This is a genomic window from Streptomyces sp. APSN-46.1 (genome assembly GCF_022815725.1).
Classification (GTDB): Bacteria; Actinomycetota; Actinomycetes; order Streptomycetales; family Streptomycetaceae; genus Streptomyces.
Genome location: NZ_JALGRF010000011.1, coordinates 88,586 through 102,882 on the forward strand (window position 1 = coordinate 88,586; position 14,297 = coordinate 102,882).

General features: G+C 72.7%; 13 protein-coding genes. 11 read left to right on the plus strand and 2 right to left on the minus strand.

What is annotated here, in order from left to right:
* Positions 1–93: 93 nt before the first annotated feature.
* Together MTF65_RS24525 and MTF65_RS24530 are read left to right on the plus strand one after the other, a co-directional pair.
* Positions 94–435: a nucleotide pyrophosphohydrolase gene (locus MTF65_RS24525; protein ID WP_243631197.1), complete on the plus strand. Its 342-nt coding sequence runs from the start codon at positions 94–96 to the stop codon at positions 433–435.
* 123 nt (positions 436–558) lie between these two features.
* Positions 559–1,044: a DUF6099 family protein gene (locus tag MTF65_RS24530; RefSeq protein ID WP_243631097.1), complete on the plus strand. Its 486-nt coding sequence runs from the start codon at positions 559–561 to the stop codon at positions 1,042–1,044.
* 57 nt (positions 1,045–1,101) lie between these two features.
* Here the strand turns inward: MTF65_RS24530 and MTF65_RS24535 are convergent, their stop codons facing one another.
* On the minus strand, positions 1,102–1,398 hold the full coding sequence (locus tag MTF65_RS24535) for a hypothetical protein (RefSeq protein ID WP_243631204.1): 297 nt from the start codon (positions 1,396–1,398) through the stop codon (positions 1,102–1,104).
* A 288-nt stretch (positions 1,399–1,686) separates the two neighbouring features.
* Between MTF65_RS24535 and MTF65_RS24540 the strand changes: the two genes are divergently transcribed.
* Both MTF65_RS24540 and mmuM read left to right on the plus strand, forming a co-directional pair.
* On the plus strand, positions 1,687–2,610 hold the full coding sequence (locus tag MTF65_RS24540) for an LLM class F420-dependent oxidoreductase (RefSeq protein ID WP_243631098.1): 924 nt from the start codon (positions 1,687–1,689) through the stop codon (positions 2,608–2,610).
* Positions 2,611–2,626: 16 nt separating this feature from the next.
* Positions 2,627–3,568: a homocysteine S-methyltransferase gene (gene mmuM / locus MTF65_RS24545; RefSeq protein ID WP_243631099.1), complete on the plus strand. Its 942-nt coding sequence runs from the start codon at positions 2,627–2,629 to the stop codon at positions 3,566–3,568.
* A 3-nt stretch (positions 3,569–3,571) separates the two neighbouring features.
* On the opposite strand, the gene MTF65_RS24550 is transcribed toward mmuM, so the two are convergent.
* Positions 3,572–3,844 carry a hypothetical protein gene (locus MTF65_RS24550; protein WP_243631100.1) on the minus strand — a complete coding sequence of 91 codons (273 nt, stop codon included), beginning with the start codon at positions 3,842–3,844 and terminating at the stop codon, positions 3,572–3,574.
* 127 nt (positions 3,845–3,971) lie between these two features.
* Between MTF65_RS24550 and MTF65_RS24555 the strand changes: the two genes are divergently transcribed.
* From MTF65_RS24555 to MTF65_RS24585, 7 genes are all read left to right on the plus strand, one after another.
* Complete coding sequence (locus MTF65_RS24555; protein ID WP_243631101.1) at positions 3,972–5,522, plus strand: 3' terminal RNA ribose 2'-O-methyltransferase Hen1; 1,551 nt, start codon at positions 3,972–3,974, stop codon at positions 5,520–5,522.
* On the plus strand, positions 5,519–8,068 hold the full coding sequence (locus MTF65_RS24560; RefSeq protein WP_243631102.1) for a polynucleotide kinase-phosphatase: 2,550 nt from the start codon (positions 5,519–5,521) through the stop codon (positions 8,066–8,068). The genes MTF65_RS24555 and MTF65_RS24560 overlap by 4 nt, the downstream gene beginning before the upstream one ends.
* Before the next feature lie 159 nt (positions 8,069–8,227).
* Positions 8,228–8,740, plus strand: a complete 513-nt coding sequence (locus MTF65_RS24565) for a hypothetical protein (RefSeq protein ID WP_243631103.1) — start codon at positions 8,228–8,230, stop codon at positions 8,738–8,740.
* 46 nt (positions 8,741–8,786) lie between these two features.
* Complete coding sequence (locus MTF65_RS24570) at positions 8,787–10,013, plus strand: arginine deiminase (RefSeq protein ID WP_243631104.1); 1,227 nt, start codon at positions 8,787–8,789, stop codon at positions 10,011–10,013.
* Positions 10,014–10,107: 94 nt separating this feature from the next.
* Complete coding sequence (gene argF / locus MTF65_RS24575; protein ID WP_243631105.1) at positions 10,108–11,118, plus strand: ornithine carbamoyltransferase; 1,011 nt, start codon at positions 10,108–10,110, stop codon at positions 11,116–11,118.
* Between the two features lie 79 nt (positions 11,119–11,197).
* Positions 11,198–12,025 carry an enoyl-CoA hydratase family protein gene (locus MTF65_RS24580; protein ID WP_243631106.1) on the plus strand — a complete coding sequence of 276 codons (828 nt, stop codon included), beginning with the start codon at positions 11,198–11,200 and terminating at the stop codon, positions 12,023–12,025.
* Between the two features lie 19 nt (positions 12,026–12,044).
* On the plus strand, positions 12,045–14,285 hold the full coding sequence (locus tag MTF65_RS24585; protein ID WP_243631107.1) for a bifunctional salicylyl-CoA 5-hydroxylase/oxidoreductase: 2,241 nt from the start codon (positions 12,045–12,047) through the stop codon (positions 14,283–14,285).
* Positions 14,286–14,297 lie beyond the last annotated feature (12 nt).

Below are 14,297 nucleotides of genomic sequence, written 5' to 3' on the forward strand. Positions count from 1 at the left end.
CGAGATGTGGGCGGCGAGAACGCGGGTGGCGCAGGGGGCGCCGGTGACACCGGTGGCACGGGGGGCGGCACCGGGGGCGGGTCGGAGGAGCGGCTGGGGCAACTGCAGCGCCGGCTCGCCGAGTTCGCGGCGGCGCGGGGCTGGGGGCCGTACCACACGCCCAAGAACCTGGCGGTGGCGCTGAGCGTGGAGGCGTCGGAACTGGTCGAGATCTTCCAGTGGCTGACGCCGGAACAGTCGGCGAAGGTCATGGAAGAGCCGGAAAGCGCGCACCGCGTGGCCGATGAGGTGGCCGACGTGCTCGCGTATCTCCTGCAGTTCTGTGAGGTTCTCGGGGTGGATGCGCTGGATGCGCTCGCGGCGAAGATCGAGAGGAACGAGCTCCGCTTCCCGGTACCGGGTACTCCGACACCGAATTGTCACTCTTCGGAGTGATGGCGTCGTCCACAATCATGTCTCTGTCCAGAGATTTCCGAATACCCCTGGCTTTACTGGCTCGTTGCCTTCACTCTGGGTAGTGGGAGAACGGCAGGATGTCGTGCGGACGGGGGACGGCATATGGATGCGGTACGGCTCATCGCAGCGGGCCGGCACGCGCTGGCACAGAGTGGGGCTGCGTGGGGCATCGTGGGCGAGGCCTGGCAGGCCCAGGCACTCGCGCAGGGGATAGGGAGCTGGCTGGCGGTCACCGGGCCGCCGGAGCTGAGATCGGAGGCACGGGGGCTGGGTGAAGCCGGGGGAAGAGGCTGCGGGGTGCTCGACAGAGCGGCCCTGCGCGGCGAGGGCAGCGCGCCCGACCGTCCGCCGCGGGCGGCGCAGCTGACCGAGGTGGGGGATGTCCGGCAGGCGCTGCTCGGACTTCAGGCGCTGCTGGGCGAGGTGGGCATAGCCCTGGTCGGGGTGGCCTGCGGGACCGATGACGAGAGCCTGTACTGGCAGTGCATAGAGTCGATCGACGCGGCTGACGAGTCGAGCGATCGGGTACGGGCGCTCCTGCGCCGGATGGTGGTCCGCGAGCGGGGGTCCGCCTCGGGCGTGGCCTGAGAAGGCGGGGCCGCGGGCTCGGATGGGGTCCCGCCGCGCGCGACGGGACCCGCACGGTCAGAACGACCGGTCGGAGTGGTGCTCGCCCTCGGCGCCGCGGCCGGCGGTGCCGTGGCTGCCCGGAGCCAGGGTGGTGCCGGTGGGCGTGCGGTCCGCGGAGTGCTGGAGGTCGGCGTCGAGCTGGGAGAGGTCGGCGTTCAGCGCCGCCATCAGCTCTTCCATCTGCTGCAGCAGGCCCTTCGGCGCGCCGCTGCCCTGGACGGGTCCCGCGGACTCCTGGCGTGCTTGGTCGTGTGCTGCCTGTCCGGTCTGTCCGGTCTGTCGGGGGGTCTCCGGCACGGACTCGTGGGACATGGCGGCCTCCTCGGCCCTGGCCCTTCCAAGGCGGAAGGGGGCGGTGGACGCACCGGCGATAGGCCGCCGGCGCGCGGGCCGGGCGGTCCGGCTCCGTCCGAGCCAACGATCTCCATCCTCGCCGGTCACTGGCGGGGGCGGCGGTGGGCCATCCGGATGACGGAGATTCACCCGGCAGGGGCGGGATGGGGCCGGCTTCGTGGGGTCCCCCCCCGGAGGAGGCTCCCCGGAGGAGGGCTGCCCGGCGGTAGCTGGGGGAGAGGTGGCCGAGGGGGGCAGGATGGAGGTATGGATCTCCGTATTTTCACCGAGCCCCAGCAGGGCGCCAGCTACGACACCCTCCTGACGGTCGCCAAGGCCACCGAGGATCTCGGCTTCGACGCGTTCTTCCGGTCCGACCACTACCTGCGGATGGGATCCGCGGACGGTCTGCCCGGCCCCACCGACGCGTGGATCACCCTCGCGGGCCTGGCCCGCGAGACCAAGCGCATCCGGCTGGGCACGCTGATGACGGCCGGCACCTTCCGGCTGCCCGGGGTGCTCGCCATCCAGGTGGCGCAGGTCGACCAGATGTCCGGTGGCCGCGTCGAACTCGGCCTGGGCGCGGGCTGGTTCGAGGAGGAGCACAAGGCGTACGGGATTCCCTTCCCGGCGGAGCGGATGGCCCGGCTGGAGGAGCAGCTCGCCATCATCACCGGTCTGTGGGCCACGGAGCCCGGCGCCACCTTCGACTACGCGGGCATCCACTACCAGGTGGAGAACTCGCCGGCCCTGCCCAAGCCGGCCCAGGCCAAGGTGCCCGTGCTCGTCGGCGGCCACGGCGCGAAGCGCACCCCGCGCCTCGCCGCCCGGTACGCGGACGAGTTCAACATGCCGTTCGCGTCGATCGCCGACAGCCGCCGCCAGTTCGCCCGCGTCCGCGGGGCCGTCGCGGAGGCGGGGCGCAAGGCGGAGGAACTCGTCTACTCCAACGCCCTCGTGGTGTGCGTCGGCAGGAGTGACGCCGAGGTGGCCCGCCGGGCCGCCGCCATCGGCCGCGAGGTGGACGAGCTCAAGGCGAACGGCCTGGCGGGCTCCCCGGCCGAGGTCGTGGAGAAGATCGGCGCCTACGGCGAGATCGGCTCCTCGCGGATCTACCTCCAGGTGCTCGACCTCGATGATCTGGACCACCTGGAGCTGATCTCCTCCCAGGTGCTGTCCCAGCTCGGCTGACGGAGGAGGAACACCCGTGCCGCGTGCGTCCGGCCCGCTCGCCGAGGCCCTGGCCCGCAAGGCCGTGCTCCTGGACGGCGGGCTGAGCAACCAGCTCGCCGACCAGGGCTGCGACCTGTCCGGCGGCCTCTGGTCGGGCCGGGTGCTCGCCGAGCGGCCGGAGCAGGTGGCGGCCGCGCACGCGGCGTACGCCCGGGCCGGCGCGGAGGTACTGATCACCGCGAGCTACCAGGTCGGGTACGAGGCCTTCGCCGCCCACGGCTACGGGCCCGCCGAGACCACCTCGCTGCTGGCCCGCAGTGTGCGGCTGGCGGCCGACGCCGCCCGGGCGGCGGACCACGAGGTGTGGGTGGCCGCCTCGGTCGGGCCGTACGGGGCGGTGCTCGCGGACGGCTCCGAGTACCGAGGCCGGTACGGACTCAGCCCGCGCCGGCTGGCCGGCTTCCACCGCCCCCGCATCGAGGCACTGCTGGCCGCGGGGCCTGACGTACTGGCCCTGGAGACCATCCCGGACGCGGAGGAGGCCGAGGCCCTGCTGGGCGTCCTCGCCGGGACGGGCGCCGCGGCCTGGCTGAGCTACACGGTGGAGGGGGGCCGCACCCGGGCCGGCCAGCCGCTCGCCGAGGCCTTCGCCGCGGTGGCCGGGGCCCCGGAGATCATCGCGGTCGGCGTCAACTGCTGCGACCCCGCGGATGTCCTCCCGGCCCTCGAAGCGGCGGCGGGCGTCACCGGCAAACCCCTGCTGGCCTACCCCAACGACGGTTCGGTCTGGGAGGCCGCCACCCAGACCTGGCACGCCCCCGAGCACCCCGATCCCTGGCCCACGGCGGCCTGGCGGCGCGCGGGCGCCCGCCTGATCGGCGGCTGCTGCCGCATCGGCCCCGACCGCATCGCGGAGCTGGCGGCCGACCCGGGCCGGCGTACGGCACGGCGTACGGGCAGGCGTACGGGCGGCTGAAGATCAGCGGTCGTCCATCGCGGCAGCGCACTCGGGGCACACCAGGTCCGCGTACGCCGGGTCGTACCAAGAGGACTCCGGCTGCCCGGACGGGTTCCACTCGGCCGTTCGCATGGCGAAGGTGTCCTTGCCGCACATGGTCCTCGGGCCGCGCGCGGTGGTGCTCCCCGGGGCCGCGGGCGCGGCGTGCACCCGGCGGACGGACGGCCTCTCCCCGAGTGGCAAGTCCGCGGCCACCGGCTTGTCCAGCTCGTACACCACGACGATGCCGCTCATGATTCGACGGTAGGCGACCGGTGCGGGACCCGCTCACCAGGAGGAGCCGGCCGGCATGTAGACCGGCATGTAGACCGGCATAAAAACAGGAGGCGGTCAGGGCGCGTGACCAGCGACAATCGGCCATGTGTTCCTGACGATCTCCACCACCGGCATCCCCGAACGACCGGCCACCGACCTGGGCTTCCTGCTGCACAAGCATCCCGGGAAGGCGCAGACGTTCTCCACCTCCCACGGCACCGCCCACGTGTTCTACCCCGAGGCCTCGGCCGAACGGTGCACGGCGGCCCTGCTGCTGGAGGTGGATCCCGTCGCGCTCGTGCGGCGCGGTCAGGGCAAGGGCCGGGGCGGAGCGCCCGACGCCGCGCTCGCGCAGTACGTCAACGACCGGCCGTACGCCGCGTCCTCGCTGCTCGCCGTCGCACTCAGCGCGGTGTTCGGCAGCGCCCTGAGCGGCCGCTGCACCGCGCGCCCGGAGCTCCCGGAGCAGGCGCGCCCGCTGCGGGTCGAGATCCCGGCGCTCCCCGCCCGGGGCGGTGCGGAACTCGTGCGCAGGCTGTTCGGCCCGCTGGGCTGGGACTCGGTGGCGGTGACATCCGTACCGCTCGACGAGCAGTTCCCCGAGTGGGGCGAGTCCCGGTACGTACGGCTCGTGCTGGAGGGCGAGCTGCGGCTCGCCGACGCGCTGCGGCAGCTGTACGTACTGCTGCCCGTGCTGGACGACGCCAAGCACTACTGGGTCGCACCCGACGAGGTGGACAAGCTGCTGCGCGCCGGAGACGGCTGGCTCGCCGCGCACCCCGAGCACGCGCTGATCACCTCCCGCTACCTGGCCCGCCACAAGCACCTCACCCGGGACGCCATGGACCGGCTGGAGCTGGTCCGCCTGGCCGAGGCCGACGGCAGCGAGGTCGAGGAGCTCGACAACGCCGTCGCCGAGGCGACGTGCACCGAGTCCGCCGAGTCCGCCGGGTCCGCTGAGTCCACTGGGTCCACCGAAGACACAGCCGAGCGGACGGTGCCCCTCGCCGTGCGGCGGCGCGAGGCGATCCTCGCCGCGCTGCGCGCCGCCGGCGCGGCCCGGGTCCTCGACCTGGGCTGCGGACAGGGCCAGCTGGTGCAGGCGCTGCTCAAGGACGTCTCCTTCACCGAGATCGTCGGCGTGGACGTGTCCATGCGGGCCCTGAACCTGGCCGCCAAGCGGCTGCGGCTGGAGCGGCTGGGGGAGCGCCAGAGCGACCGGGTCCGGCTGCTCCAGGGCTCCCTCGCGTACACCGACAAGCGGCTGGCCGGGTACGACGCGGCCGTGCTCAGCGAGGTCATCGAGCACCTGGACCTGCCGCGGCTGCCCGCGCTGGAGTACGCCGTGTTCGGCGCGGCCCGCCCCCGCACGGTCCTCGTCACCACCCCGAACGTCGAGTACAACGTCCGCTGGGAGTCCCTGCCCGCCGGCCACGTCCGGCACGGCGACCACCGCTTCGAGTGGACCCGCGAGGAGTTCCGGACCTGGGCGGCCGCGGTCGCCGAACGGCACGGCTACGCCGTCGCGTTCGTTCCCGTCGGGGACGACGACCCCGAGGTGGGGCCGCCGACCCAGATGGCCGTCTTCACCCAGGCCGTCCTCACCCAGAGCGCCGCAACCGACAACGACACCTCGAAGGAGGACCGGGCAGCATGACCACCACCGACAGCAAGCGCGTCCTTCCCGTCACCGACCTGTCCCTCGTCGTCCTGATCGGGGCCACCGGATCCGGCAAGTCCACCTTCGCCCGCAAGCACTTCAAGGCGACCGAGGTCATCTCCTCCGACTACTGCCGGGGCCTGGTCGCCGACGACGAGAACGACCAGAGCGCCAGCAAGGACGCCTTCGAGGTCCTGCACTACATCGCCGGCAAGCGCCTCGCCGCCGGCCGCCTCACCGTGGTCGACGCCACCAGCGTCCAGCAGGAGGCCCGGCGCCAGCTGGTCCAGCTGGCCCGGCAGCACGACGTACTGCCCATCGCGATCGTCCTCGACATGCCCGAGGAGGTGTGCGCCGAGCGCAACGCCGCCCGCCCCGACCGGGCCGGGCTGCCCCGCCAGGTCATCCAGCGGCACCGCCGCGATCTGCGCCGCTCGCTGCGCGGCCTGGAGCGCGAGGGCTTCCGCAAGGTGCACGTGCTGCGCACCGTCGAGGAGGCCGACGCCGCCGAGGTCGTCCTGGAGAAGCGCTTCAACGACCTCACCCACCTCACCGGCCCCTTCGACATCATCGGTGACATCCACGGCTGCGCCTCCGAACTGGAGACCCTGCTCGCCAAGCTGGGCTACGAGGACGGCGCCCACCCCGAGGGCCGTACCGCCGTGTTCGTCGGCGACCTCGTCGACCGGGGCCCGGACAGTCCCGGCGTCCTGCGCCGGGTGATGGGCATGGTCACGTCCGGCAACGCGCTGTGCGTGCCCGGGAACCACGAGAACAAGCTCGGCCGTTACCTCAAAGGATCCAAGGTCCAGCAGACCCACGGTCTCGCCGAGACCATCGAGCAGCTGGGCCGCGAACCGGAGGAGTTCGTCCAGGAGGTCCGGGAGTTCATCGCGGGCCTCGTCAGCCACTACGTGCTCGACGGCGGCAAGCTGGTCGTCTGCCACGCCGGGCTGCCCGAGAAGTACCACGGCCGCACCTCCGGCCGGGTCCGCTCGCACGCCCTGTACGGGGACACCACCGGCGAGACCGACGAGTTCGGCCTGCCCGTGCGCTACCCGTGGGCCGAGGACTACCGGGGCAAGGCCGTCGTGGTCTACGGTCACACCCCGGTCCCGAACACCGCCTGGATCAACAACACCATCTGCCTCGACACCGGCGCCGTCTTCGGCGGCAGGATGACCGCCCTGCGCTGGCCCGAGCACGAACTGGTCGACGTACCTGCCGAGAAGGTCTGGTACGAGCCCACCCGCCCTCTCGCCGCCGAGGCGCCGGGGGGACACGAGGGCAGGCCGCTGGACCTGGCCGACGTGCACGGGCGCCGGATCGTGGAGACCCGGCACCTGGGCAACGTCACCGTGCGCGAGGAGAACGCGGCGGCGGCCCTGGAGGTCATGAGCCGCTTCGCGGTGGACCCCCGGCTGGTGCCGTACCTGCCGCCGACCATGGCGCCGACGGCGACGTCCCGGGAGGACGGCTACTTGGAGCACCCGGCCGAGGCGTTCGCGCAGTACCGCAAGGACGGCATCGCGCGGGTCGTGTGCGAGGAGAAGCACATGGGCTCCCGCGCCACCGTCCTGGTCTGCAAGGACGCCGCGGCGGCCCGCGAGCGGTTCGGTGTCGAGGGGCCGACCGGCTCCGTCTACACCCGCACCGGGCGGGCGTTCTTCCACGACCCGGAGGTCACCGAGGAGGTCCTCGCCCGGCTCCGCGCGGCGATCACCGACGCCGGCCTCTGGGAGGAACTGGCCACCGACTGGCTGCTGCTCGACGGGGAGCTGCTGCCCTGGTCGCTGAAGTCCGGCGGCCTGTTGCGCAACCAGTACGCGGCCGTGGGCGCGGCCTCCCGGGCCGTCTTCCCGGACGCCATCGCCGCCCTGGCGGCGGCCGGTGCCCGGGGCATCGACACCGCGGAGCTGCTGGAGCGCCAGCGGGGCCGGGCCGTCGACGCGGCCGCCTTCACCGAGGCGTACCGCCGCTACTGCTGGACCACCGACGGGCTGGACGGCGTCCGGTTCGCCCCGTTCCAGCTGCTGGCGGCGGCCGGGCGCTCGCTGGCCGCCGTACCGCACGACGAGCAGCTGGCCTGGCTGGACCGGCTCGTCGCCGCTGACGAGGCGGCCGGCACCGGGCTGCTGCGCCGCACCGGCCGGATCCTGGTGGACACCGCGGACGAGGACTCCGTACGGGCCGGCACGGACTGGTGGCTGGAGCTGACGGCCGCGGGCGGCGAGGGCATGGTCGTCAAGCCGCTCCAGGCGTACGCCAAGGACGGCAAGGGGCGCCTCGTCCAACCCGGCGTCAAGGTGCGCGGGCGCGAGTACCTGCGGATCATCTACGGCCCGGAGTACACGCGTCCGGACCACCTGGAGCGGCTGCGCGAGCGCTTCCTCGGGCACAAGCGCTCCCTGGCCCTGCGCGAGTACGCGCTCGGGCTGGAGGCGCTGGACCGGCTGGCGGCCGAGGAGCCGCTGTGGCGGGTGCACGAGGCGGTGTTCGCGGTGCTCGCCCTGGAGTCGGAGCCGGTCGACCCCCGGCTCTGAGCCGCCCGTAAAGCCCGTCCGTAAAGGCGGGGCCCCCATACGGCCTGGAATTAGGTCGTATGGGGGAACTTTCGTGGAGAACGCCGGGGAAACCACCGGCGGGATCGTTCATCCAGGACAGCGGAGTGTCCGCGACCCTGGAAGGACGGAACGTCACCTATGAAGATGACCGCGCGCGGAAGCATTGCGGCGCTCATGACCTGTATGGCGGCGGCCGGCGCGGCCTCCCCGGCCGTGGCCGACTCGGTGCCGGTGGGTGTCCCGCTGGAAGTGCTGGAGACCACGCTGGGCGTGGACGCGCCGCGCGTGGGCACCGGGGTTCCCGCGCCGATGGTCGGCGCGCCCGAGGCGCCCCGCCACCACACGGGCGACCTGCTGCCGGTCCCGCTGCTGCCGGTGCTGCCGATCGACGCCGAGCTCGGCCGGACCCTCGTCACCTCCCCGGTGCCGAACCTGCTCGGCGCGAAGGAGACGGACGGCGAGGGTTCCCTGGAGTCACCGGCGACCACCCTGCTCGCCCGCACCCCCGGCGCGGTCGTCGGCGCCCCGCTGACGATGCCGGACGCGGGCAACTACGGGATCCCGAACGTGGTTCTGCCCAAGCTGGGGCTGACCGCCCCGGAACTCATCGGCGCCCCGTCGGCGCTCCTCGGCCTCACGACTCCGCGCTGAGCGGACGCCAGGTCAAAAAGCCGTCCGGTCTGGGAACGTGTACGACATGGGATTCCATGTCGATTCCGAGACCGGGCGGCTTCGCCGCGTCATCCTCCACCGGCCCGACCTGGAGCTGAAGCGGCTCACACCGAGCAATAAGGACGCCCTCCTCTTCGACGACGTGCTGTGGGTGCGCCGGGCCCGCCAGGAGCACGACGGCTTCGCCGACGTGCTGCGCGACCGGGGCGTGGAGGTGCACCTCTTCGGAGAGCTGCTGACCGAGGCCCTGGACATCCCCGAGGCGAGACACCTCGTACTGGACCGGGTCTTCGACGAGAAGGAGTACGGGCCGCTCGCCACCGACCACCTGCGTTCCGCCTTCGACGGGCTGTCCTCGGCCGATCTCGCGGAGGCCCTGGTCGGCGGGATGACCAAGCGGGAATACCTGGAACGGCACGCGGAGCCGGTCTCGGTGCGCTTCCACGCCCTGGACATGGACGGCTTCCTGCTGGGGCCGCTGCCCAACCACCTGTTCACCCGGGACACCTCCGCCTGGATCTACGACGGGGTGTCCATCAACGCCATGCGCTGGCCGGCCCGGCAGCGCGAGACCGTGCACTTCGAGGCGATCTACAAGCACCACCCGCTCTTCACCACCTCCGGAGCCTTCCACTACTGGTCGCAGGGTCTGGCGGACTACCCCTCGACGATCGAGGGCGGGGACGTCCTGGTCATCGGCAAGGGCGCGGTGCTCATCGGGATGAGCGAGCGGACCACCCCGCAGGCGGTGGAGATGCTCGCGCGGGGCCTGTTCGCCGCCGGCTCGGCCACCAGCATCGTGGCGCTCGACATGCCCAAGCGACGGGCCTTCATGCACCTGGACACGGTGATGACGATGGTCGATGGAGATACGTTCACTCAGTACGCGGGGCTCGGCATGCTGCGCTCCTACACGATCGAGCCGGGCGACGGGGCGAGCGAGCTGAAGGTGACCGACCACCCGGCGGAGCACATGCACCGGGCGATCGCGGCGGCCCTCGGCCTGGATTCGATCCGGGTGCTGACCGCCACGCAGGACGTGCACTCGGCGGAGCGCGAGCAGTGGGACGACGGCTGCAACGTGCTGGCCGTGGAACCGGGGGTGGTGGTCGCGTACGAGCGGAACGTGACGACCAACACGCATCTGCGCAAGCAGGGCATCGAGGTCATCGAGATCCCGGGCAGCGAGCTGGGGCGGGGGCGGGGCGGCCCGCGGTGCATGAGCTGTCCGGTGGAGCGGGACGCCGTGTGACGGGTTGACGGGTTTGACGCCAGTTCTGTATATCAATACGGAGTATCGTATATAGTTCCAACATCCCCTGTCCGTGCGACTCTGGAGCGTCCCCATGGCCACCGACCTCGTCGGCCGCAGTTTCCTCAAGGAGCTCGACTTCACCGCCGCCGAGTTCTGCGGCCTCGTCGAGCTCGCCGCCGAACTCAAGGCGGCCAAGAAGGCCGGAACGGAACAGCGGCGGCTCCAGGGCAAGAACATCGCCCTGATCTTCGAGAAGACCTCCACCCGCACGCGCTGCGCCTTCGAGGTGGCCGCGGCCGACCAAGGCGCCTCCACCACCTACCTCGACCCCTCCGGCTCCCAGATGGGCCACAAGGAGTCGGTCAAGGACACCGCCCGGGTGCTGGGCCGCATGTTCGACGGGATCGAGTACCGGGGCGACAGTCAGGAGGTCGTGGAGGAACTCGCCGCGTACTCCGGCGTGCCCGTCTTCAACGGACTCACCGACGACTGGCACCCCACCCAGATGCTGGCCGACGTACTCACCATGACCGAGCACGGCGCCAAGCCGCTGGACCGGATCGCCTTCGCCTACCTCGGCGACGCCCGCTTCAACATGGGCAACTCCTACCTGGTGACCGGCGCGCTGCTGGGCATGGACGTACGGATCGTCGCGCCCAAGGCCTACTGGCCGGCCGAGTCCGTGGTGGCGCGGGCCCGCGAGCTCGCCGCGGCCGCCGGGGCCCGGATCACGCTGACGGAGGACGTGGCCGAGGGCGTGTCGGGGGCCGACTTCGTCGCCACCGACGTATGGGTGTCCATGGGCGAGCCCAAGGAGGTCTGGGACGAGCGGATCGAGGCGCTGGCCCCGTACGCCGTCACCATGGACGTGCTGCGCGCCACCGGCAACCCCGACGTGAAGTTCCTGCACTGCCTGCCGGCCTTCCACGACCTGGGCACCGAGGTGGGCCGGGAGATCCACGAGCGGCACGGGCTGGACTCGCTGGAGGTGACGGACGAGGTGTTCGAGTCGGCGCACTCCGTCGTGTTCGACGAGGCCGAGAATCGGCTGCACACGATCAAGGCCGTCCTCGTCGCGACGCTCGCGGCCCCCGCCGCATAGTCATACGGCGCGCTTTCCGGCGCGCCCATGTGTCGCGTTTCTGTGACGGCAGTCACGACTCAGTGATACCGTCGAGAACGTGAGCCCCTTCACCGGTTCCACACCAGCGACCGAACGGTGGCGCCACCTCCGGGTGACCCGGCAGGACGGCGTGGCCACCGTCACCCTCGACCGCCCCGAAAAGCTGAACGCGCTCACCTTCGGCGCCTACGCCGACCTGCGCGATCTGCTCGCCGAACTGTCCAGGGAGCGTTCCGTGCGCGCCCTCGTGCTCGGCGGCGAGGGGCGCGGCTTCTGCTCCGGCGGCGACGTGGACGAGATCATCGGCGCCACCCTCGCCATGGACACCGCCCAGCTCCTCGACTTCAACCGGATGACCGGCCAGGTCGTCCGCGCCCTGCGCGAATGCCCCTTCCCGGTGATCGCCGCCGTCCACGGGGTGGCCGCCGGCGCCGGGGCCGTCCTCGCGCTCGCCGCCGACTTCCGGATCGCCGACCCCACGGCCCGCTTCGCCTTCCTCTTCACCCGCGTCGGCCTCTCCGGCGGGGACATGGGCGCCGCGTACCTGCTGCCCCGGGTCGTCGGCCTCGGCCACGCCACCCGGCTGCTGATGCTCGGAGAGCCCGTACGCGCGCCCGAGGCGGAGCGGATCGGCCTGCTCAGCGAGGTCACCGACGAGGGCAAGGCCCACGTACGGGCCGCCGAACTGGCCGCCCACCTCGCCGCCGGGCCGGCCCTCGCGTACGCGCAGACCAAGGCGCTGCTCACGGCCGAGCTGGACATGCCGCTGGCCGCCTCGGTGGAGCTGGACGCCAACACCCAGGCGCTGCTGATGAACGGCCAGGACTACGCGGAGTTCCACGCCGCCTTCACCGCGAAGCGGCCCCCGGAGTGGAAGGGCAGGTAGTCCCATGTCCGCTTGCGCCATGAGGGTCGCCGTCGTGGGCGGAGGGCCGGGCGGGCTGTACGCCGCCGCGCTGCTGGCCCGGCAAGGGCACACCGTGGAGGTCTGGGAGCGCAACGCGCCGGACGACACCTTCGGCTTCGGCGTGGTGCTCTCGGACGAGACCCTCGACGGCATCGAGCGGGCCGACACCGCCGTCTACGCCGCCCTCGGCGCGGAGTTCGTGCGCTGGGACGACGTGGACGTGGTGCACCGGGGACGGCTGCTGACCTCCGGCGGCCACGGATTCGCCGCGCTCGGGCGGCGCCGGCTGCTGGAGATCCTGCACGAGCGCTGCGCGGACCTCGGGGTCCGGCTCCGGTTCCGCGCCGCGGCCCCCGACGCGTTCGAGCTGGCCGCCTCCCACGACCTCGTCATCGCGGCGGACGGGGTGCACAGCGCGACCCGCGAGCGCGGGGCCGCGCACTTCGGGCCGACGGAGACGGCCGGGCACTGCCGGTACATCTGGCTCGCCGCCGACTTCGCCCTCGACGCCTTCCGCTTCGAGATCGCGGAGACCGAACACGGGGTCATGCAGCTGCACGCCTACCCGTACTCGGCCGACGCCTCGACGGTGATCGTGGAGATGCGGGACGAGGTGTGGCGGGCGGCGGGCTTCGACCTGTGCGACGAGAGCGAGTCGGCGGCCCGCTGCGCCAAGATCTTCAGTGAGGCCCTGCGCGGGCGGCCCCTCCGGGGGAACCGCTCGGCGTGGACGCGGTTCCGCACCGTCGTCAACGCGCGCTGGTCGCACGGCAACGTGGTGCTGCTCGGTGACGCGGCGCACACCGCGCACTTCTCCATCGGCTCCGGCACCAAGCTGGCCGTCGAGGACGCCCTCGCGCTCGCCGAAGCCGTGGCCGCGCAGCCGGACGTACCCGCGGCCCTGGCCGCGTACGAGACGGCGCGGCGCCCGGCGGTGGCCAGCACCCAGCGCGCCGCCGCCGCCAGCATGCGGTGGTTCGAGGAGCTCGCCGGGTACGTGGACCAGCCCGCCCGGCAGTTCGCCTTCAACCTGCTCACGCGCAGCCGCCGCGTCACCCACGACAACCTGCGGCTGCGCGACGAACGGTTCACGCGGGCGGTGGAGCGGGACTTCGGCTGCCCGGACGAGGGCACACCGCCGATGTTCACCCCCTTCACCCTGCGCGGCCTGACCCTGCGCAACCGGGTCGTGGTCTCGCCGATGGACATGTACTCGGCCGACGGCGAGGACGGGGTGCCCGGGGACTTCCACCTGGTCCACCTCGGCGCGCGGGCGCTGGGCGGGGCCGGGCTGGTGATGACCGAGATGGTCTGCGTGAGCGCCGACGGCCGGATCACCCCCGGCTGCACCGGCCTGTACACGGCCGGGCAGGCGGTCGCCTGGACCCGGATCGCGGACTTCGTCCACACCTCCGCGCCCGGCACGGCGCTCGGGGTCCAGCTGGGCCACTCGGGCCGCAAGGGCTCCACGCGGCTGATGTGGCAGGGCATGGACGACCCCCTCCCGGAGGGCAACTGGCCGCTGGTCGCCGCCTCCGCGCTGCCGTACCGGCCGGGCGTCTCTGCCCTCCCGCGCGCCCTGACGACGGCCGAACTCGCCGCGGTCCGCTCGGACTTCGCGGCCGCCGCCGTACGGGCCGCCGACTGCGGCTTCGACCTGCTCGAACTGCACTGCGCGCACGGCTACCTGCTGTCCGGGTTCCTGTCCCCGCTGACCAACCACCGCACCGACGCCTACGGCGGTCCGCTGGAGAACCGGCTCCGCTTCCCGCTGGAGGTCTTCGACGCCGTCCGCGAGGTCTGGCCGGACGACCGGCCCATGACGGTCCGCCTCTCGGCCACCGACTGGGCCCCCGGCGGCACCTCGCCCGAGGACGCCGAACGGATCGCCGCCGCCTTCGCCGCCCACGGCGCGGACGCCATCGACGTCTCCACCGGCCAGGTGGTGGCGGACGAGACCCCGGAGTACGGGCGCTCGTACCAGACCCCCTACGCGGACCGCATCCGCAACGCCCTGGGCGTCCCGGTCATCGCCGTCGGCGCCATCTCCTCCTGGGACGACGTCAACTCCCTGCTCCTGGCGGGCCGAGCCGATCTCTGCGCCCTCGGCCGCCCCCACCTCTACGACCCGCACTGGACCCTGCACGCGGCGGCCGACCAGTCCTACGCGGGCCCGTCCGCCCCCTGGCCGCCCCCGTACCGCGCGGGCAGCCGCAAACCCCCGACGGGCCGCGCTTAAGGCGCTGCCCGG

Coding starts and splice junctions, on each gene's coding strand:
- MTF65_RS24585 (WP_243631107.1), top strand. CDS start 12,045: ATGAGGGTCGCCGTCGTGGGCGGAGGGCCGGGCGGGCTGTACGCCGCC.
- MTF65_RS24570 (WP_243631104.1), top strand. CDS start 8,787: ATGGGATTCCATGTCGATTCCGAGACCGGGCGGCTTCGCCGCGTCATC.
- MTF65_RS24560 (WP_243631102.1), top strand. CDS start 5,519: ATGACCACCACCGACAGCAAGCGCGTCCTTCCCGTCACCGACCTGTCC.
- MTF65_RS24550 (WP_243631100.1), bottom strand. CDS start 3,844: ATGAGCGGCATCGTCGTGGTGTACGAGCTGGACAAGCCGGTGGCCGCG.
- MTF65_RS24530 (WP_243631097.1), top strand. CDS start 559: ATGGATGCGGTACGGCTCATCGCAGCGGGCCGGCACGCGCTGGCACAG.
- MTF65_RS24535 (WP_243631204.1), bottom strand. CDS start 1,398: ATGTCCCACGAGTCCGTGCCGGAGACCCCCCGACAGACCGGACAGACC.
- MTF65_RS24565 (WP_243631103.1), top strand. CDS start 8,228: ATGAAGATGACCGCGCGCGGAAGCATTGCGGCGCTCATGACCTGTATG.
- argF (WP_243631105.1), top strand. CDS start 10,108: ATGGCCACCGACCTCGTCGGCCGCAGTTTCCTCAAGGAGCTCGACTTC.
- MTF65_RS24540 (WP_243631098.1), top strand. CDS start 1,687: ATGGATCTCCGTATTTTCACCGAGCCCCAGCAGGGCGCCAGCTACGAC.